Annotated in this window: 15 protein-coding genes; 13 read left to right on the top strand and 2 right to left on the bottom strand. The window is 60.8% G+C overall.

The genetic code is table 11. The features are described 5' to 3' along the window. Window positions 1-50: 50 nt before the first annotated feature. Window positions 51-1,343, top strand: a complete 1,293-nt coding sequence (gene rhaI, locus IP76_RS14220; protein WP_054158918.1) for an L-rhamnose catabolism isomerase — start codon at window positions 51-53, stop codon at window positions 1,341-1,343. 70 nt (window positions 1,344-1,413) lie between these two features. Here the strand turns inward: rhaI and IP76_RS14215 are convergent, their stop codons facing one another. Then, on the bottom strand, window positions 1,414-2,346 hold the full coding sequence (locus tag IP76_RS14215) for a LysR family transcriptional regulator (protein WP_054158884.1): 933 nt from the start codon (window positions 2,344-2,346) through the stop codon (window positions 1,414-1,416). A 107-nt stretch (window positions 2,347-2,453) separates the two neighbouring features. On the opposite strand from IP76_RS14215, the gene IP76_RS14210 reads away from it, so the two are divergent. The 6 genes from IP76_RS14210 to secD all read left to right on the top strand — a co-directional run bounded on the left by IP76_RS14210 (window position 2,454) and on the right by secD (window position 12,826). After that, window positions 2,454-3,845: a VOC family protein gene (locus tag IP76_RS14210; protein ID WP_054158883.1), complete on the top strand. Its 1,392-nt coding sequence runs from the start codon at window positions 2,454-2,456 to the stop codon at window positions 3,843-3,845. A gap of 36 nt (window positions 3,846-3,881) precedes the next feature. Continuing rightward, entirely contained in the window at window positions 3,882-5,408 is a 1,527-nt protein-coding gene (locus tag IP76_RS14205; protein ID WP_054158882.1) for an aldehyde dehydrogenase family protein, read from the top strand. An 11-nt stretch (window positions 5,409-5,419) separates the two neighbouring features. Then, on the top strand, window positions 5,420-6,655 hold the full coding sequence (locus IP76_RS14200) for a pyridoxal phosphate-dependent aminotransferase (RefSeq protein WP_054158881.1): 1,236 nt from the start codon (window positions 5,420-5,422) through the stop codon (window positions 6,653-6,655). An 8-nt stretch (window positions 6,656-6,663) separates the two neighbouring features. Beyond that, window positions 6,664-9,696, top strand: a complete 3,033-nt coding sequence (locus IP76_RS14195) for an FAD-binding and (Fe-S)-binding domain-containing protein (RefSeq protein WP_054158880.1) — start codon at window positions 6,664-6,666, stop codon at window positions 9,694-9,696. A gap of 126 nt (window positions 9,697-9,822) precedes the next feature. Continuing rightward, window positions 9,823-10,227 (top strand): hypothetical protein, encoded by a 405-nt coding sequence (locus IP76_RS14190; protein ID WP_054158879.1) that lies wholly within the window; start codon window positions 9,823-9,825, stop codon window positions 10,225-10,227. Between the two features lie 82 nt (window positions 10,228-10,309). Next, window positions 10,310-12,826 (top strand): protein translocase subunit SecD, encoded by a 2,517-nt coding sequence (gene secD, locus IP76_RS14185; RefSeq protein ID WP_054158917.1) that lies wholly within the window; start codon window positions 10,310-10,312, stop codon window positions 12,824-12,826. Between the two features lie 41 nt (window positions 12,827-12,867). Here the strand turns inward: secD and IP76_RS22825 are convergent, their stop codons facing one another. Then, on the bottom strand, window positions 12,868-13,128 hold the full coding sequence (locus IP76_RS22825) for a helix-turn-helix domain-containing protein (RefSeq protein ID WP_156318578.1): 261 nt from the start codon (window positions 13,126-13,128) through the stop codon (window positions 12,868-12,870). A gap of 118 nt (window positions 13,129-13,246) precedes the next feature. Here IP76_RS22825 and IP76_RS14180 point away from each other — a divergent pair, with 118 nt between their 5' ends. Genes IP76_RS14180 through mnhG form a run of 6 tightly spaced genes read left to right on the top strand, consistent with a single transcriptional unit; the run spans window position 13,247 to window position 19,259 of the window. Next, window positions 13,247-16,168, top strand: a complete 2,922-nt coding sequence (locus tag IP76_RS14180; protein ID WP_054158878.1) for a monovalent cation/H+ antiporter subunit A — start codon at window positions 13,247-13,249, stop codon at window positions 16,166-16,168. After that, window positions 16,168-16,506 carry a Na+/H+ antiporter subunit C gene (locus IP76_RS14175; RefSeq protein ID WP_054158877.1) on the top strand — a complete coding sequence of 113 codons (339 nt, stop codon included), beginning with the start codon at window positions 16,168-16,170 and terminating at the stop codon, window positions 16,504-16,506. Before IP76_RS14180 ends, IP76_RS14175 begins: the two co-directional genes overlap by 1 nt. After that, window positions 16,503-18,149: a monovalent cation/H+ antiporter subunit D gene (locus IP76_RS14170; protein ID WP_054158876.1), complete on the top strand. Its 1,647-nt coding sequence runs from the start codon at window positions 16,503-16,505 to the stop codon at window positions 18,147-18,149. Before IP76_RS14175 ends, IP76_RS14170 begins: the two co-directional genes overlap by 4 nt. After that, window positions 18,149-18,625, top strand: a complete 477-nt coding sequence (locus tag IP76_RS14165) for a Na+/H+ antiporter subunit E (RefSeq protein ID WP_054158875.1) — start codon at window positions 18,149-18,151, stop codon at window positions 18,623-18,625. The genes IP76_RS14170 and IP76_RS14165 overlap by 1 nt, the downstream gene beginning before the upstream one ends. Continuing rightward, complete coding sequence (locus IP76_RS14160) at window positions 18,622-18,903, top strand: K+/H+ antiporter subunit F (RefSeq protein ID WP_054158874.1); 282 nt, start codon at window positions 18,622-18,624, stop codon at window positions 18,901-18,903. The genes IP76_RS14165 and IP76_RS14160 overlap by 4 nt, the downstream gene beginning before the upstream one ends. Then, window positions 18,900-19,259: a monovalent cation/H(+) antiporter subunit G gene (mnhG, locus tag IP76_RS14155; RefSeq protein WP_054158873.1), complete on the top strand. Its 360-nt coding sequence runs from the start codon at window positions 18,900-18,902 to the stop codon at window positions 19,257-19,259. The genes IP76_RS14160 and mnhG overlap by 4 nt, the downstream gene beginning before the upstream one ends. The last annotated feature ends 112 nt before the right edge of the window (window positions 19,260-19,371 follow it).

Genomic DNA, 19,371 nt, shown 5'->3' with positions numbered 1-19,371 from the left:
ATTGAGAACAGGCGCGCTTGAACATCGGTTCGCGCGAAGTGGAGGACAAAATGAGCGAGACACGCATTGCCGCCGATATCGTCGCGGCTGAGAACGAGACGCGCGAGGCAGCGCATCGCAGCGACTATCAGGCGCTTGGTGAAAAACTCGCCCGCAGCCATATCGACATCGAGACCATAACGGCAAAAGTCGCCGAATTCTTCGTCGCCGTTCCGTCTTGGGGCGTCGGCACCGGCGGCACGCGTTTTGCGCGCTTCCCGGGCAAGGGTGAACCGCGCCATATCTTCGACAAGCTCGACGATTGCTCTGTCATCAACGAATTGACCCGCGCAACACCAACCGTTTCGCTCCATATTCCATGGGACAAAACGGATCCGAAAGAGCTGAAAGCCAAGGGCGATGCGCTGGGCCTCGGTTTCGACGCGATGAATTCGAACACCTTCTCGGATACGCCGGACCAGGCGAATTCCTACAAATACGGCTCGCTCAGCCATGTCGACGCGGCCACCCGCGCGCAGGCGGTCGAACACAATATCGAATGCATCGAGATCGGCGCTGCGATCGGCTCGAAGGCACTGACGGTCTGGCTCGGTGACGGCTCCAACTTCCCCGGCCAGAGCAATTTCACCCGCCAGTTCGAGCGGTATCTTGCGTCCATGGCGGATATCTACAAGGCGCTGCCGGATGACTGGCGCCTGTTCTCCGAGCACAAGATGTATGAACCGGCCTTCTACTCGACGGTCGTGCAGGACTGGGGCACGAACTTCCTGATTGCCCAGACCCTGGGTCCGAAGGCGTCCTGCCTCGTCGACCTTGGCCATCATGCGCCGAACACCAATATCGAGATGATCGTTGCGCGGCTGATCCAGTTCGGCAAGCTCGGCGGCTTCCACTTCAACGACAGCAAGTATGGTGACGACGACCTGGATGCCGGTTCCGTGGAGCCCTACCGCCTGTTCCTGGTCTTCAACGAGTTGGTTGATGCCGAATATCGCGGCGTCCAGGGCTTCCACCCGGCGCATATGATCGACCAGAGCCATAATGTCACTGATCCAATCGAAAGCCTGATTTCGAGCGCCAACGAGATTCGCCGTGCCTATGCGCAGGCGCTCCTCGTCGATCGTGCAGCACTTGAAGGCTATCAGAACGACAATGATGCGCTCATGGCATCGGAGACGTTGAAGCGTGCCTATCGCACCGATGTGGAGGCCATTCTGGCCGAGGCCCGGAAGCGGGCAGGCGGGGCGATCGATCCGGTTGCGACCTATCGCGCCAGTGGCTACCGCGCCCGGGTTGCCGGCGAGCGCCCGGCCGTCAAGGGCGGTTCCGGCGGGATTGTCTGATTGACTTTGAGAGGGTGGCGGCCTGGTGGTCGGCTGCCCTCTTTATCAAATCAACGAGCAGCCCCAGCGCTTAGACGCCGCTTGATAAGACAGGTGTCATGTCCGGCGATCGCCTGATCTGCGACACGAGCCAAGTCTCGAATTGATCGGCGGTGGGATGCGTGCGCTTTGCCTCCGGTCGCACGACATAATAGGCATTCTCTGTCGATATCGGCTTGTCGAGGACGGCGACAAGCGCGCCAGTCTTCATTTCCTCCTCGATCAGATAGGTGGGGAGGAGGGCAATGCCGAGGCCGCTGATTGCTGCAGCCGTCAGCATGGAGAACTGGTCGAAACGCAGTCCCACATAGGCATTGTCCAGAGGCGTCTCGTGTTGCTCTGCCCATTCCAGCCAGAGTTTCGGCCGGGTCGTCAGATGCAGCAGCGGCGCGTTGGCAAGCGGCTTGCCCTGTTCTGTACGAAGTCTCTCGGCAAGGGCGGGGCTTGCGACCGGCAAAACCACTTCATTGCACAAAAACGTAGCGACGCCACCTGCCCAGGTTGGCTGGCCAAAATGGATGGCAAGGTCGAAGCCGTCTTCCGAAAAGCTGAATGGTTTCGAGCGCGATTCAATCGAGATGGCGACGTCGGGGTGGTCCTGAAGAAAGCCCGCCAGTCGCGGCACCAGCCAGCGCGTTCCGAAGGTCGGCAGGGTTGCGATCCTGAGTGATGCCTTCATCTGATTGGCGGCGATGGCGGTGATCATCAGCCGTTCCGATCGCGCGAGCAGATCCTTCACCTCCGGCAGGAAACGGCGCCCGGCATCCGACAGGATAACCCGTTGCCGGATGCGCTCGAAGAGCTTCATGCCGGTCTGCTGCTCGATTTCGGCGATCTGGCGGCTGACTGCACTTTGTGTGAGATTGAGCTCTTCAGCCGCGCGCGAAAAGTTTTCGTGCCTGGCTGCGCACTCGAAGGTCTGCAGATTGACAATGTCCGGGACCAGGCTTCGACGTGTCGTCATTCCAAACTCGCATCAACCTAGCAAGATATCTCACAACATGAGGCGCTAAATTCCCTCTATGGTGCGAAGTCAGAATGATATGCCACGAATTGAAGGGGTTGGCCACCATGACGGCAAAGGTTTCCGCAAGCGATATCCGGGCTTCGTTTTCCGGCGCGATGTCTGCCATGTATCGCGACGAGGTGCCGGCCTATGGCACGTTGATGGATCTGGTTGCCAGGGTGAATGACGAGACACTGGCGGGTCAGCCGGAGCTCAAGGCCCGGCTTGAGGCTACCGACACGCTGGAGCGCATTTCGGAGGAGCGCCATGGCGCTATCCGCCTTGGAACGGCTGAGGAACTGGCGACGATGCGCCGGATCTTTGCTGTCATGGGCATGTTTCCGGTCGGTTACTATGATCTCTCCACCGCAGGCGTTCCGGTGCATTCCACCGCATTTCGCCCTGTCGGCGAGGAGGCGCTGAAGCGCAATCCGTTCCGCGTCTTTACCTCCCTTCTGCGCCTCGATCTGATCGCCGATGAAGCCCTTCGCGATGAGGCGAAGGCCATTCTCGCGGAGCGCCAGATCTTCACGGATGGTGCCATTGCGCTGACGGAAAAGTCGGAGAACGAAGGTGGCCTCGACAGTCACGATGCCGCACGTTTCGTGTCGGAAGTGCTGGAAACCTTCCGCTGGCACGACAAGGCCAATGTGTCGCTGGCGATGTATCATCGCCTGCATGATGCCCACCGGCTGATCGCCGACGTCGTGTCCTTCAAGGGACCCCATATTAACCATCTGACCCCGCGCACACTGGATATCGACAAGGTGCAGGCGTTGATGCCGGATTATGACATTGCGCCGAAGGCTGTGGTCGAAGGTCCGCCGACCCGCAAGTGCCCGATTTTGCTGCGCCAGACCTCCTTCAAGGCGCTGGAGGAAACTGTGTCGTTCCACGATGGCAAGGGTGGCTGGCAGGCGGGAACGCATACGGCCCGCTTTGGTGAAATCGAACAGCGCGGCGTGGCCCTGACGCCCAAGGGGCGTGCGCTTTACGATGCTCTGCTGGACAATACACGCAAGCTCGTGCGGCCTGCGGCCGACGGCTCGAATGCCGTGGCCTATGAGGCAGCTCTGATCGAGACGTTCAAGGCATTTCCGGATGACTGGGCGGCGATCCGCTCCGCCGGGCTTGGCTACTTTACCTATTCGCTGACCGAGAAGGGCGTGGCGGCTGGTTCGGCCTCCGGTGACATCGAAAGCCTGATCGCCGAAGGCTTCGTCCGCTTCGATCCGATCGTCTACGAAGATTTCCTGCCCGTCAGTGCCGCCGGCATCTTCCAGTCGAACCTCGGCGATGGCGCGCAGCAGGATTTTGTCGCGAGCCCTAACCAGAAGCGGTTCGAAGCTGATCTCGGTGCGGCCGTGTTGAACGAATTCGACCATTATGAGGGGATCGAGAAGGCCTCACTCGAAGCCTGCCTCGATGCGCTGCAGACCCGCGCCGCTGCCGAGTGATCGGCCGACCCGACATTTTTCAAGGAGTTTCGACTGATGACCGCCACAACCCTTTCTATCCCGGCTGAAGCCTCTGCCATTCTGGAGCGGCTCGGGGTTCCCTCGTCCGTCTATACAGGCGGCGATCTCAAGGCCTTCTCGCCGGTTACGGGTGAGCAGACCGCAAGCCTCAAGACCGTGTCGGCCACGGAGGCTGCGGCTATGATCGAGCGAGCCGATGCAGCCTTCCGCGAGTGGCGCCTCGTGCCGGCGCCGAAGCGTGGCGAACTGGTGCGCCTGCTCGGTGAAGAGCTTCGGGCCGCCAAGGCCGATCTCGGCCGCCTCGTGTCGATCGAGGCCGGCAAGATCCCATCCGAAGGGCTGGGCGAAGTGCAGGAAATGATCGACATCTGCGACTTTGCCGTCGGTCTGTCGCGTCAGCTTTATGGCCTGACCATTGCAACTGAGCGCCCTGGCCACCGGATGATGGAAACCTGGCATCCGCTCGGCGTGATCGGCATCATCTCCGCTTTCAACTTCCCCGTCGCCGTCTGGGCGTGGAATGCGGCTCTGGCTCTGGTCTGCGGCAATAGCGTTGTCTGGAAGCCGTCCGAGAAGACGCCGCTCACGGCGCTGGCCTCGCAGGCCATTCTGGAACGGGCGCTCAAGCGCTTTGGCGATGCGCCGGAGGGCCTGTCGCAGGTGCTGATCGGTGATCGCGCCATTGGAGAAGTTCTGGTGGATCATGCCAAGGTGCCGCTGGTTTCGGCCACAGGCTCAACGCGCATGGGCCGGGATGTCGGTCCGCGGCTTGCCAAGCGGTTTGCCCGTGCCATTCTCGAACTCGGCGGCAATAATGGTGGTATCGTCTGCCCATCCGCCGATCTTGACATGGCCCTGCGCGCCATCGCCTTCGGTGCCATGGGGACGGCCGGTCAGCGCTGCACAACGCTGCGCCGTCTCTTTGTTCATGACAGTGTCTATGACCAGCTCGTACCGCGTCTGAAGAAGGCCTATGCCAGCGTTTCCGTCGGCAACCCGCTGGATGGCGCAGCCCTGGTCGGTCCGCTGATCGACAAGCTGGCCTTCGACGGCATGCAGAAGGCGCTTGCCGAAGCCAAGGCGCATGGCGGCGTGGTGCATGGCGGCGAGCGTGTCGATACCGGCAGCGCTGGTGCCTACTACGTCAAGCCGGCGCTGGTCGAAATGCCGTCGCATGCAGGGCCTGTTCTCGAGGAAACCTTTGCACCCATTCTTTACGTGCTGAAGTACAGCGATTTCGATGCGGTTCTGGCCGATCACAATGCGGTGGGCGCTGGCCTTTCTTCGTCGATCTTTACGCTTGATATCCGTGAGGCGGAGCGCTTCCTGTCAGCTGACGGCTCGGACTGCGGTATTGCCAATGTGAACATCGGCACGTCCGGTGCCGAGATCGGCGGCGCATTCGGCGGCGAAAAGGAAACCGGTGGCGGTCGTGAATCTGGTTCGGACGCTTGGAAGGCCTATATGCGCCGGGCGACCAACACCGTGAATTATTCGCGCTCCCTGCCGCTGGCGCAGGGCGTATCCTTCGACATCGAATAGGGCTTAATGTCATGACCATCATGGCCAATATCGAGGAGGCGGGCTTTCGGCCCGCCGCGCGGATCGCTTCTGTCGGCGTCTCGAAAATCCTGCAGATCGGCGCCAAGGCGGCCGCGATGAAACGCGAAGGCCTGCCGGTAATCATTCTCGGCGCCGGCGAGCCGGATTTCGACACGCCTGACCATATCAAGGAAGCCGCCAAGGCTGCGATCGATGCCGGCGAGACCAAGTATACCGCGCTGGATGGCACGCCTCAGCTTAAGCAGGCGATCTCTGCCAAGTTCCGCCGCGAAAACGGTCTGGATTATGCGGTGGACGAGGTGACGGTGGCCACCGGAGCCAAGCAGATCCTGTTCAACGCCTTCATGGCGACGATCGATCCGGGCGACGAAGTGATTATCCCAACACCGTACTGGACCTCGTATTCCGATATCGTCGAAGTCTGCGGCGGCACCTCTGTTCTGGTGCCTTGCGACGCACAGTCGGGGTTTCGCCTTCAGGCCGAACAGCTGGAAAAGGCGATCACACCGAAAACCCGCTGGGTGTTGTTGAACTCTCCGTCCAATCCATCCGGTGCCGCCTATAGCGCCAAGGACTATCAGCCGCTGATCGACGTGCTGCTTGCCCATCCGCATGTCTGGCTGATGGTCGACGACATGTACGAGCATATCATTTATGACGGTTTCACCTTCGTCACGCCGGTGGCGCTGGAGCCGCGGCTGAAGTCGCGGGCACTCACCATCAATGGTGTTTCGAAGGCCTATGCCATGACCGGCTGGCGTATCGGCTATGCCGGTGGGCCAAAGGCGCTGATCAAGGCTATGGCCGTCATCCAGAGCCAGGCGACATCTTGCCCCTCGTCGGTCAGCCAGGCAGCGGCCGTTGCGGCATTGAACGGGCCGCAGGCGTTCCTCAAGGATCGGCAGGACAGCTTCAAGCGCCGCCGTGATCTGGTGGTCGGCCGCCTGAACGCCATAGAGGGGCTAGAGTGCCGGACCCCGGAGGGCGCGTTCTACACCTATGCGAGCTGCGCTGGCGTGCTGGACAAGGTGACGCCCAAGGGTCAAAAGATCACCACGGATGCGGATTTCACCGACTACCTGTTGGAGGAAGCGCATGTCGCCGTGGTGCCCGGTTCGGCTTTCGGTCTGTCGCCCTTCTTCCGCATCTCCTATGCAACCTCGGAGGCGGAGCTAGTGGAGGCGCTCGACCGGGTCGAGAAGGCTTGCGCGGCTTTGCAAGGATAAGATCGGCAGTGATACCCCGTCTCGCGCATCCCGCTTCCGTCGAAGCCATCCCGGCAGGTTTTGTCGAACACCTGATCGAGGCCGGTTTCAGGGGGGATATCGAGACGGGCGCTGCCTCGCGCACCGTCTACTCGACCGATAACTCGATTTATCAGGTCGAGCCGCAGGCCATTCTCTTCCCCCGCGATGCTGCGGATCTGAAGATCATGGCGTGCCTCGTTTCCGATCCGGCGTACCGCCATGTCGTGATCGCCCCGCGTGGCGGCGGCACGGGGACCAATGGACAATCGCTGACGCATGGCATCGTCGTTGACTGTTCGCGCCACATGAACCGGATCCTGGAGATCGATCCCGTGCGGCGGATTGCGCGCGTCGAGGCCGGTGTGGTCAAGGACCAGTTGAACCGGGCGCTGAAGCCGCACGGGCTTTTCTTTGCCCCGGAACTTTCCACCTCCAACCGCGCCACGATCGGCGGCATGATCTCGACGGATGCTTGCGGGCAGGGGTCCTGTCTCTATGGCAAGACCTCGAACCATGTGCTGGCGTTGCGCGTGGTGCTGACGGATGGCACGGATTTCTGGTCGCGTCCCCTGGCTCGTGGGGGGGTCGACGAGGTCCTCGCGCGTGACGACAGGATCGGTCATGTCTATCGCACGGTCGAGCGGATCACCCGGGAGAAGCAGGCCCGGATCGGCGAGGTTTTTCCCAACCTCAATCGCTATATGACCGGTTATGATCTGGCGCATGTGCGGCGTGACGACGGCGTATTCGATCTGAACGCCATCCTTTGCGGCTCCGAGGGAACGCTGGCGCTGATCGCAGAGGCCGAGGTCAATCTCCTGCCGATCCCGGCTGAGACTGCGCTCATCAACATTCGCTACAACGATTTCAACGCCGCGCTTGAAGATGCCCGCAACCTAGTGGCGCTCAAGGTGGCGTCCGTCGAGACGGTGGACGAAAAGGTTCTGGGGCTCGCCAAGGGCGATATCGTCTGGAATGCGATCAGCCGGTTTTTCCCAGAGGATGCGGCGGGGTCCGCCAACGGCATCAACATTGTCGAGGTGCTGGCCGACGACGGACCTTCGCTGGACTTGAAGGTGTCGCAGGTTATCGCAGCGCTTGAAAGCCTGGAGAATGTGAACCGGCTCGGCCATACGATTGCGCGCGGCCATGATGAGGCCGAAGCGATCTGGGCGATGCGCAAGCGTGCCGTTGGGTTGCTCGGCAATGTCGATGGGGCCGTGCGTCCTGTGCCATTCGTCGAAGACACGGCCGTGCCGCCTGAAAATCTGGCGGCCTATATCCGCCAGTTCCGCGCTCTCCTGGATGGGTTCGGGCTTTCCTACGGCATGTTTGGCCATGTGGATGCCGGCGTCCTGCATGTGCGCCCGGCGCTTGATCTCGTTCGTCCCGATCACGTGCCCCTGGTGCGGCAGATCAGCGATGCCGTTGTCGCGCTGACGCGCAAGCATGGCGGGGTTCTGTGGGGGGAGCATGGCAAGGGTGTGCGATCCGAATATGTGCCGGAATTCTTTGGCGATCTCTATCCCTGTCTGCAGGAGATCAAGCGCGCCTTCGACCCGGAGAACCGGCTGAACCCGGGCAAGATTGCCAGCGGGAACGATACGCCGCTGATGAAAATCGATGACGTGCCGCTGCGGGGTGAGTTCGACCGTGTTATTGGTGACGAGCTACGCTCGCATTTCGACAATGCCGCCTATTGCAACGGTAACGGCGCCTGTTTCGATTTCAACGAGACAAGCCCGATGTGCCCTTCCTACAAGGCAACGGGTGACCGGAGGCAGTCCCCAAAGGGGCGCGCTTCGCTGATGCGCGAATGGCTGCGGCTTCTGGGGGAAAAGGGTACGGACCCACGTCAGGCGGCGGCGCGTGTGCGGCGTGCCGGTGTGCTTCGCTCGCTTCCTCAAAGACTGCTGAATTCGTTGAATCCGGCGAATGCCAGTGACTTTTCGCATGAGGTCAAGGCGGCGATGGACAGCTGTCTCTCCTGCAAGGCGTGCACCGGGCAGTGCCCGGTCAAGGTCAGCGTGCCGGCTTTCCGGTCTAAGTTTCTCGAAGTCTATCACGGGCGCTATCTGCGGCCGTTGAAAGATCCGCTGGTGGCCTCGATCGAGGAGCTGCTGCCCTGGTTCGCGCGTGTTCGGCCGCTCTACAACCTGGTGGCATCGACCCGCCTCGGCCACATGGCCACGCGCCTTTTTGGCCTGACAGCTCTGCCGCCAATGCCAGCACTTTCTCTCGCCCGTGAGGCAAGACGCATGGGTGTGGCTGTTGCTCGCGCCGAGGATCTTGGCCGACTGACGCCCGAGGAGCGTCGTTCCATCGTGGTCTTCGTGGTGGATGCTTTCACGGCGCATTTTGATCCCGACGTGGCGCTGGCCGCGATCCGGCTCGCCCGTAAGCTTGGCTTCGAGCCGTTGTTGGCCGGCCCACACGTCAACGGCAAGGCATTGCATGTGCATGGTTATCTGGCCCGCTTCGAAGCATCCGCACAGCGGACGGCGCGAGGCCTGCAGGAAATCGCCGATCTCGGCATCCCGCTGGTGGGGCTCGATCCGTCGATGACACTCGCCTTCCGCAGCGAATACAGGACGCTTCCCGGCACGCCGCTCAAGGCCGTCGTGTCGCTGCCGCAAGAATGGCTTGCCAGCATCTTGCCGGCGGCCGCGATCAAGCCTGTATCTTCAACGAAGACGTTCAGGTTGATTGCCCATTGCACCGAAAAGACGAATGCAGCAGCGAGCATGGGCGCGTGGACGTCCATCTTCAGGCGTCTGGGTGTCGATCTCTCTCTGGCGGAGACCGGATGTTGCGGCATGGCCGGTACGTTCGGGCACGAGACCCGCAATCGTGGGCTTTCCGAACAGCTCTATGCGCTGAGTTGGAAGCCGGTGATCGACGGCCAGCTTGAGAGCGATGTCGTGATGGCGACGGGTTACTCCTGTCGGTCGCAGGTCAAGACCATTGACCGTCTGGCTGTTCCGCATCCACTGCAGATCCTGGAAACTCTGGTCTCGTGAGACTTGCCTTACGATCGCTTGGCGCTGCCGACTACTGTTCGCGAAGCCTGTGCCGCCTTTCGCGAACGCAGTCCGACTTTGCAAACCGGTCCAATCCATGCGATTAAAGCGCCCGAAAGGGTAACAATGGATCGATCCTGGTTCAGGCGCGGTGTGCGTTTTCTGCGTGCATTGTCGCCTATCGCGACCTTAACGACATTCGTTGTCATCTCGCTGCTGGGGCAGTCGGGAGCCGATACCCTGCGCCGCCTGCATCCCGTCGCGTCAGATACCGCATCCTATACACGTGTTCGTGGCGAGGCTTCGGCAGCCGCCGGGCAGCAGGAGAACCGGCTGCTTCTGGCATCGGACAGCTCGACCCGAAACAAGGCCCGGCCGGCCGATAGTTCCGGTGACGGGATTGTACCGGTCATTTCCCTTTGGCTGCCCGATGGGTCTTCGGCCATTGGCGTAACACGCATTCCGCAGCGCCTTGCCTTGCCGGTGCCCAGCGCTTACCGGCCCCGGGCGCCGCCGCTTTCCAGCCTTTGAGACCCGCAGCGGTCATTCATTGACCCGAACACATCTCAGCCTGGTCGTCATGGCCAAGGCTTTCATTTGCTGGACCAAACCTATGAAAAACTCACTCTGGAAGGTGGCGGGCTATCTGCTCGTAATCCTTCTCGGTCTCCTGATCGCACTTCCCAACGTCCTTTCGGAGGCCACGCTTTCGAAGTTGCCGTCGTTTTTGCCGCATGAGCGCGTCTCGCTTGGGCTTGATCTCCGCGGCGGCTCGCATCTCGTTCTTGAAGTTGACCGGACGTCTCTTGAGGACGAGTGGCTGCAGAGCCTGACGCAGGAAAGTCGCCTTTCGCTTCGTGAAGCCAAGATCAGCACCCGTTCCGTCCGCCGCGAAGGCAAGGGCGTCGTCGTGGCGCTTGCCGATCCGGCCGGCCTCGATGCGGCCATGGAGGCGCTGGCGCCGCTCAATGGTCAGATCGCAACAGGCCTTGGCGCTGGACGATCCGAACTGGATGTCGCCACGCGCGGCAGCGACACGATCACCCTGACACCAAATGATGCCGGCATCACCGCGCGGATGAGCAATGCCGTCGAGCAGAGCCTTGAGGTCATCCGCCAGCGTGTCGACCAGGTCGGCGTTGCCGAACCCACAATCCAGCGTGTCGGCAGTGACCGTGTTCTCGTCCAGTTGCCGGGCGAGCAGGACCCGTCCAATCTCCGCGCGCTTCTCGGTTCTACAGCCAAGATGAGCTTCCACCTGCTCGGCCAGCAGGGGCAGGCCGGCGTGCAGATGATGGACGATGAGGAGGGGCGCAGCTATCCCGTCGAGAGCCGCATTCTTCTCTCCGGCGATCGCCTGACAGATGCGCGCGTCTCCTTCGAACAACAGTCCGGCCAGCCGGTCGTTTCCTTCCGCTTCGACCAGGCGGGTGCCAGCCGTTTTTCGCAGATCACGCGCGAGAATGTCGGCAATCCCTTCGCCATTGTACTTGATGGCAAGGTGTTGAGTGCCCCGGTTATTCGCGAGCCGATCACCGGTGGTTCTGGCCAGATTTCCGGCTCATTCACGGTTGAAGGCGCCAATACGCTGGCGGCGCTGCTGCGTGCCGGCGCGCTGCCGGCCAAGCTTACTGTCATTGAGGAACGTACGGTTGGTGCGGATCTCGGCGGTGATGCGATCGAGATGGGGATCATGTCGGGCCTCATTGGCTTCGGGCTCGTGGTCCTCTTCATCCTGGCGCTTTATGGCTCCTGGGGCCTGCTTGCGGTTCTTGCGCTGGCGCTTAATGTCATCCTGACCTTTGCCGGCCTGACGATCGTTGGCGCGACCCTGACCTTGCCCGGCATTGCCGGTATTGTGCTTGGCATCGGTCTTGCGGTGGATGCCAACGTTCTGATCAACGAGCGTATCCGGGAAGAAGTGGGCAAGGGCCGCGGCGCCTTTGCCGCGATCGACCACGGTTTTGCCAAGGCCTATTCAACGATTATCGATAGTAACGTGACGGCGCTGATCGCGACCGTGCTCCTCTTCTGGTTCGGCTCAGGCCCGGTGCGCGGCTTTGCCGTTACCATGGGCCTCGGCATCGCCATCTCGATGTTTACGGCGGTTTCCGTTGTGCGTGTCGCCATGGTCGCGATTGCCACACGCCGGAAGCTGAAGACGATCACGATCAAGCCGCTGCTGCCGTTCAAGCTGATCAAGGACGACACACGCATCGACTTCATGAAGGCGCGGCTCTTCGGCATCGCCGTCTCGGCCTTCCTGTCGATCTCCTCGATCATCCTGTTCATCACCCCTGGCCTCAACTACGGCGTTGATTTCAAGGGCGGTATTCAGCTCGAGGTATCAACGAAAGGCGCGGCCAATCTCGGCGACTTCCGCACCGGACTTGAAACACTCGGCCTAGGTGAGGTCGCCTTGCAGGAGTTTGGCGATAGCAATCACGTCATGCTGCGTCTCGAGCGTCAGCCGGGTGGCGAGCAGGCACAGACCGATGCTGTTACGAAGGTGCGCGAGACGATCCAGAAGATCGATCAGACGGCCAAGATCGAGCGTACCGAAGTTGTTGGTCCAAAGGTCAGCGGCGAGCTGGCGACGGCAGGCATCACCTCCGTTGTTCTGGCCTCGCTTGCGATGCTCGCCTATATCTGGTTCCGCTTCGACTGGCCGTTTGCGGTGGGCGCAATCGCGACACTGATCCTGGACGTCACGAAAACCGTCGGGTTCTTCGCGCTGACTGGGCTCGACTTCAACCTCACGGCAATCGCTGCGCTGCTGACGTTGGTCGGCTATTCGGTGAACGACAAGGTCGTCGTCTATGACCGCATGCGTGAAAACATGCGTCTCTACAAGTCGATGCCTTTCCGGGACCTGATCAACCTCTCGATCAACGAGACATTGGCGCGGAGCCTCTACACCTCGGCGACGGCCTTCCTGGCCATGGTGCCCATGGCAATCTGGGGCGGCAGTGCCGTTGAGAGCTTCGCCATTCCGATGGTGTTCGGAATCTTCATCGCGGCGTCGTCTTCAGTCTTCATTGCCGCACCGATCCTGCTCTTCCTCGGCGACTGGCGCAGCCAGCGCCAGAAGGACCGGGCGCTCGCGGAAGCCCAGCAGGCAGCAGCCTGACGAGCGTGGAACGGGCCGGTTTTCCGGCCCGTTCCATGCGGTCATTGATTGCCCTTGGCGGCGTAGACGCCCATGCAGTCGAATTCTTCCTTGGTGAAGGCAAGGCCGGAGCGCTCGAACGCGAGGCGCAATTGTGCCTCCGTCGATCTGTGGACGGGATGACGTCCGCCCTCGAAGTCTCGGATCGTGCTGCGGGATACTCCCGACTGTTCGGCGAGATCTGCCTGAGTCCAGTCCAGATAGCCGCGTGCGGCCCGGCACAGGGCCGGCGACAAAATTGGTCCGTTTACGGGTTGACCCATGTGTCTAAACTGCCCATATAAGTCTTAGTTGGCCATTTAGGGCATTTTTCAATGAATTTCTAGTCCGGCTCTTTTCGCCGCCGGGCATCTATCACATCAAGGAGGATGACGGCTTGGGATAACGACCGACGCCTGGATCTTGTTGTTGCTTGTGGCTTTGCCGTTTGTGGGAAGCCTGGCGTCTGCGTTCATCTTGAACACCACATCCCGGGACCTGCCGGTTTTCGTTGCCGGCGCCGCGTCGATCTCCACTGTCATTCTGTCGGCTCTTGCCTATCCCTCCGTCACGGATGGAAATGTTCTGCGTTTCCAAGCCGAGTGGTTGCCGCAGTTCGGGCTCGACTTCTCCCTGCGGATGGATGGATTTGCGTGGATCTTCTCCATGCTCGTCACCTCGATCGGTTTCCTCGTCGTCATCTATGCCGGGTATTACATGGGCAAGGACGATCCGATCCCGCGCTTCTTCTCCTTTCTTCTGGCTTTCAAGGGGGCGATGCTCGGCATCCTGATTTCAGGCAACGTCATCCTAATCTCGATCTTCTGGGAACTGACCAGCATCTTTTCCTTCCTTCTGATCAGCTACTGGCACACCAGTGCTGCGGCGCGCGACGGCGCGCGTATGGCCCTGACGATCACCGGCATTGGCGGCTTCTGCCTTCTGATCGGCATGCTGCTCCTCGGCCATGTCGTCGGCAGCTACGATCTCGACAAGATCCTTGCCTCGGGCGACGTCATTCGCAGCCATCCGCTCTATCTGCCGACCCTGATCTTCATTCTGCTCGGGGCGTTGACCAAGAGTGCGCAGTTCCCGTTCCATTTTTGGCTGCCCAATGCCATGGCGGCGCCGACGCCGGTTTCGGCCTTTCTGCATTCGGCCACCCTGGTCAAGGCCGGCGTCTTTCTGCTGGTCCGCTTCTGGCCTGTCCTGTCTGGCACTTATGAGTGGTTCTATCTGCTGGGGCTTGCTGGGATCTCGACCCTGCTGCTCGGCGCCTTCTTCGCGCTCTTCCAACGCGATCTGAAAGGGCTCCTGGCCTATTCGACGATCAGCCATCTCGGTTTGATCGTGACGCTGCTCAGCCTCGGCAGTCCGCTGTCGACGGTAGCGGCGATCTTCCACATGCTGAACCATGCGACGTTCAAGGCCTCGCTGTTCATGGCAGCCGGCATCATCGACCACGAGACGGGTACCCGCGACATGCAGCGGTTGAGTGGACTGTTCCGCTTCCTGCCCGCTACGGCGACGCTCGCCATGGTGGCAAGTGCAGCAATGGCTGGTGTTCCGCTGCTCAATGGCTTCCTCTCCAAGGAAATGTTCTTTGCCGAGGCAGTAGAGACCCATGCGGACTCGCTGCTGGATCGCGCTCTGCCGTATCTGGCGACGCTTGCTGGCGCCCTCAGTGTTGCCTATTCGCTGCGCTTCATTCATGCGGTCTTCTTCGGACCGGCGCCTGTGGGCTTGCCCAAGGAGCATCCGCATGAGCCGCCGCGATGGATGCGGTTCCCAATCGAATTCCTCGTCGTCGTCTGTCTCATTGTCGGTGTCGTGCCGGCGATCTCCATCGGGCCGTTTCTTGATACGGCCGTTTTCAGTGTGCTTGGCGATCGGACACCGGAATACAGCCTCAGCATCTGGCACGGCTTCAACCTGCCGCTGATCATGAGCTTGCTCGCCATGATCGGCGGTGTGGCGCTCTATTTCGGGCTGCGGGACTATCTTTCCCATTGCGAGGACGGGCCGCCATTTTTCCGGCGCTTGCGCGGGCAGCGTGTCTTCGAACGTGTTCTCGTCGCTGTTTCTTGGCGCTGGGCACGTCTCGCCGAAAGCCGTCTCGGTACCCGCAACCTGCAGCCGCAGTTGCGCTGGATCGTTGCCGTCGGTTTCGCGGCAGGCGTTTTGCCGCTCCATCTCGCCGGCTTCGAACAGCGCCCCGTGGAGTTCTCAGCCATCGACCCGGCCTTCGTGTTGATCTGGGTTGCCGGCATCGCGATGGCGATTGGTGCTGCGGTCTCGGCCAAGTATCACCGCCTCGCAGCCTTGGTCATGCTCGGCGGCGTCGGGCTCGTGGTTTGCATGACCTTCGTTTGGCTGTCTGCGCCGGATCTTGCGATTACGCAGCTGCTCGTTGAAATCGTTACGACTGTCCTCATCCTGCTGGGTCTCAGATGGCTGCCGAAGCGCAATCCTGATCTGGGCGAGCTCATGTCGTTACGCAGCCGTTTCCGGCGCTTCCGCGATCTGGTGCTGGCCATTGCCTGCGGGATCGGCATGTCGGTTGTTGCCTTCACCGTCATGACCATGCCGGTGCCGGATGCGATCGCCACCTATTTCCTGCAGAACGCCTATTCCGAAGGCGGTGGGCGCAATGTGGTGAATGTCATTCTGGTGGATTTCCGTGGCTTCGATACGCTCGGCGAAATCGTGGTGCTGGGCATTGTCGGCCTGACGGTCTACGCGCTGCTACGCCGTTTCCGGCCGGCAGCCGACAGCATGGAAATGCCTGAGCAGCAGCAAATCCAGAACCGCTATGATGAGGAACGCCCCGAACGTTCACCAGGCGACATGGTGCGCGACTACCTGCTGGTGCCTTCCGTGCTGATGCAGTGGTTGTTCCCGGTTATCCTGACATTCGCGGTCTATCTGTTCATGCGCGGGCACGACATGCCGGGTGGTGGTTTCTCCGCTGGCCTGACGCTTTCCATCGCCTTCCTGCTGCAATATCTGGCCGGCGGAACGCGCTGGGCAGAGGATCGCATTCGTATACTTCCCCTGCGATGGATGGGAGCGGGTATTCTGATTGCTGCCGCGACCGGCATGGGGGCCTGGGTACTCGGCTATCCCTTCCTGACCTCGCATTTCCGCTATCTGGAAATCCCACTTATCGGCAAGGTCCCGGCAGCCTCGGCGCTGCTCTTCGATCTCGGTGTCTTCCTGCTGGTCGTCGGTTCGACCGTGCTCATCCTTGTCGCCCTTGCGCACCAATCCATCCGCATCAACCGCCTGAGGGCGCTGGATGCGGCCAAAGCGGAGGAGCGCTGATGGAACTCGTCCTGTCGATCGCAATTGGCGTGATGACGACCTGCGGCGTCTGGCTGATCTTGCGGCCGCGGACCTATCAGGTGATTGTTGGCCTCTCGCTGCTGTCCTATGCGGTAAACCTTTTCATTTTCGGCGTCGGTGGCGTGAAGAGCAACCGGCCTCCGGTGCTTGAGGATGGCGTGCTGTCCAGCACACTCACCGATCCGGTGCCGCAAGCCTTGGTGCTGACTGCCATTGTCATCGGATTTGCGACGACGGCTCTCTTCCTCGTCGTTCTTCTCGCCGCGCGCGGCCTGACTGGAAACGACCATGTCGACGGGAGGAACGAGAAGCCGTGACGTCGTTCAGCCATCATCTGATCATCACGCCCATACTGCTGCCGATGCTGACGGCTGCTATTCTGCTGTTCATCGATGAGCGTAACAGGACGGTAAAGGCACTGATCAGCCTTGCCGCAGTCGTGCTGCTCGTCCTCAATGCCGCGATCCTTTTTCGGATCGAGAGCGGGCCGAATGATTTCGACAATGTCTATCTGCTCGGCAATTGGGCAGCCCCCTTCGGCATCGTGCTGGTCATCGATGGATTGTCGGCATTGATGTTGCTTCTGGCCTCGGTTTTGGCGGTGGCGGCGCTGATCTTTTCTCTGGCGCGTTGGCATGCCGTCGGGGCACATTATCACAGTCTGTTCCAGCTGCTGCTCGTCGGCGTCAATGGCGCCTTCCTGACGGGGGATCTCTTCAACCTCTTCGTCTTCTTCGAGGTCATGCTGGCGGCATCTTATGGTCTTCTCCTGCATGGCACGGGCACGTTACGGGTCAAGGCGGGCATGCACTACATTGCCGTCAACCTGGTGGGAGCCTTGTTCTTCCTGATCGGGGTCAGTCTGATCTATGGCACGGCCGGCACGCTCAACATGGCGGATCTCGCTACGCGCATGCCGGACATCGAGCCCGACCGACTGATACTGATGCAGGCCGGTGCCGCCGTTCTTGGCGTTGCCTTTCTGATCAAGGTCGGCATGTGGCCGCTCTGCTTCTGGCTGCCGACTGCCTACAGTGCTGCATCTGCGCCGGTCGCGGGAATGTTCGCGATCCTCAGCAAGGTTGGCATCTATGTCATCCTGCGACTGACCATGCTGCTCTTTGGGGATGGTGTCTCTGCCGGCTTCGGTTCGCAGGTGCTTCTGTTCGGCGGTATCCTGACCCTGATCTTCGGCACGATCGGGGTGCTCGCATCACAGGCGCTCGGCCGGCTTGCCGGATATTCGGTGCTGGTGTCGTCAGGCACGCTCCTCATGGTCCTCGGCATCAATGATGGGATCGTCTCCTCCGGCGCGCTTCTCTACCTCGTGAGTTCGACGCTCACCATTGGCGCCTTCTTCATGCTGATCGAACTGGTGGAGCGGGGACAGGATGCGGGCGCAAACGTGCTGGCCGTGACGATGGAGGCTTATGGCGACGGCGAGGAGCACGACGTTGACGAGGGTGAAGGCGTTGCGATGCCGGGCACACTTGCCATTCTCGGCATCTGTTTTGCCGCTTGCGGCATCCTTCTGTCCGGGCTGCCGCCGCTGTCCGGCTTCATCGCAAAGTTCGCCATGTTGTCGGCGATGATGGGAACCGGTTCGATTGGTACGACGCCAGGGCCTGCCGTGTGGATGCTGATTGTTCTTGTTATCTTTTCCGGAATTGCCGCCCTGATCTCCATGACGCGTGCGGGAATCCGCACCTTCTGGGGCTCGATCGAAGGCACGGTCCCGCGCGTTCTGGTCGTCGAAGTCGTGCCTGTGATGTTCCTTCTGTTCCTCACGCTAGTGCTGGCGATCCAGGCGGGTCCGGTCATGCACTATATGGACACGACCATTCGGAGCCTGGAGAATCCGAAGCAATACATTGATGCGGTGCGCAATGCGGTGGTTATCGAGAGCTCGGTGCCCGCTTTCGAAACCGAGACGGGCGAAACCGAGACGGGAGGATCGTGATGATACCCCATCCGGTGCTGAGCGCCTGCCTTGTCATCATGTGGCTGCTGCTGAACGACTTTACGCTTGGTCACTTGCTGCTCGGATCAGTCGTCGCCGTATTTGGTGGATGGGCGCTTGCGTCACTGCGACCTGACAAGCCGAAGATCAGGAAATGGCATCTAATCCCGAAACTGGCTTTTCTCGTTTTTGTCGACATCATTCGCTCCAATGCAGCCGTTGCTCTGCTGATCGTCCAGGGCAAACGTCGGCCGCATACATCAGGCTTCATCCGGCTGCCGCTTGAGATCGAGCACCCGATGGCGCTGGCCGCGATGGCCGTGATCCTGACAAGCACGCCGGGCTCTGCCTGGCTGGCCTATGACAGCCGGAAAAAGACGGTGCTGATCCATGTCCTCGATCTTGTCGACGAGGAGGCCTGGATTGCGACGGTGAAACATCGATATGAAGCCCTCTTGCTGGAGATCATCGGATGAGCGTGATCATTCTTTTCACTGCCATATCGATCGCCAAGGTCCTTCTGGCGCTGGCCATGATGATTGCGGCTGTCCGGATCTTTATCGGACCACGTGCGCAGGATCGGGTCATCGCGCTTGATGCCGTCTATATCATCGCCATGCTGCTTCTGGTGACCTTCGGGATCGGAAGCGGCACGACCATCTATTTCGAGGCAGCATTGGTGATCGGCCTGCTCGGCTTTGTCGCGACGGTGGCGCTCGCGAAATTTCTCATGCGTGGGGAGGTCATCGAGTGAACATTCCCGTCACGGATCTGCCGCTCTGGCTTGTGATCGCGGTTTCAAGTCTGCTTCTCCTTGGATCCGTTCTGACGCTGATCGGCGCCATCGGGTTCTTGCGTCTCCCAAGCTTCTACGAGCGCATCCATGCACCAACGCTCGGGACCAGTTGGGGCGTTGGCGGGATCATGCTTGCCTCCATCCTCTATTTTTCCGTCATTGGCTCGCGACCTGTGCTGCACGAAATCCTGATCGGCATCTTCGTCACCGTCACCACCCCCGTCACCCTGATCTTGTTGGCGCGGGCCGCCTTGCATCGGGATCGATCGGAAGGACTTGGTCTGACGCAGGCTGATGAGGATGAGCAGCTCTAATTGTGGTTGGCGGTTGGGCCTGTGACTGTCTGGCGCTGTCGCTTTGCCCAGAAGCCTCTCCGCGAACAGCAAGTCGCGGAACGGCTCGAGGTTTGTGTTTTCACGCAATTCC

Origin of the sequence: Rhizobium sp. AAP43 (assembly GCF_001296045.1) — a bacterium.
In the GTDB taxonomy this organism is placed as follows: Bacteria; Pseudomonadota; Alphaproteobacteria; order Rhizobiales; family Rhizobiaceae; genus Allorhizobium.
Note: the sequence above shows the minus strand (reverse complement) of the source record. Positions and strands in the feature narration are given on the sequence as shown.

Excerpts from the sequence above, each read along its gene's own strand:
- IP76_RS14160 (WP_054158874.1), top strand. The coding sequence starts at position 18,622 with ATGAGCGTGATCATTCTTTTCACTGCCATATCGATCGCCAAGGTCCTT.
- IP76_RS14200 (WP_054158881.1), top strand. The coding sequence starts at position 5,420 with ATGACCATCATGGCCAATATCGAGGAGGCGGGCTTTCGGCCCGCCGCG.
- IP76_RS14215 (WP_054158884.1), bottom strand. The coding sequence starts at position 2,346 with ATGACGACACGTCGAAGCCTGGTCCCGGACATTGTCAATCTGCAGACC.
- IP76_RS22825 (WP_156318578.1), bottom strand. The coding sequence starts at position 13,128 with ATGGGTCAACCCGTAAACGGACCAATTTTGTCGCCGGCCCTGTGCCGG.
- IP76_RS14175 (WP_054158877.1), top strand. The coding sequence starts at position 16,168 with ATGGAACTCGTCCTGTCGATCGCAATTGGCGTGATGACGACCTGCGGC.
- secD (WP_054158917.1), top strand. The coding sequence starts at position 10,310 with ATGAAAAACTCACTCTGGAAGGTGGCGGGCTATCTGCTCGTAATCCTT.
- IP76_RS14210 (WP_054158883.1), top strand. The coding sequence starts at position 2,454 with ATGACGGCAAAGGTTTCCGCAAGCGATATCCGGGCTTCGTTTTCCGGC.
- IP76_RS14165 (WP_054158875.1), top strand. The coding sequence starts at position 18,149 with ATGATACCCCATCCGGTGCTGAGCGCCTGCCTTGTCATCATGTGGCTG.
- rhaI (WP_054158918.1), top strand. The coding sequence starts at position 51 with ATGAGCGAGACACGCATTGCCGCCGATATCGTCGCGGCTGAGAACGAG.
- IP76_RS14190 (WP_054158879.1), top strand. The coding sequence starts at position 9,823 with ATGGATCGATCCTGGTTCAGGCGCGGTGTGCGTTTTCTGCGTGCATTG.
- IP76_RS14205 (WP_054158882.1), top strand. The coding sequence starts at position 3,882 with ATGACCGCCACAACCCTTTCTATCCCGGCTGAAGCCTCTGCCATTCTG.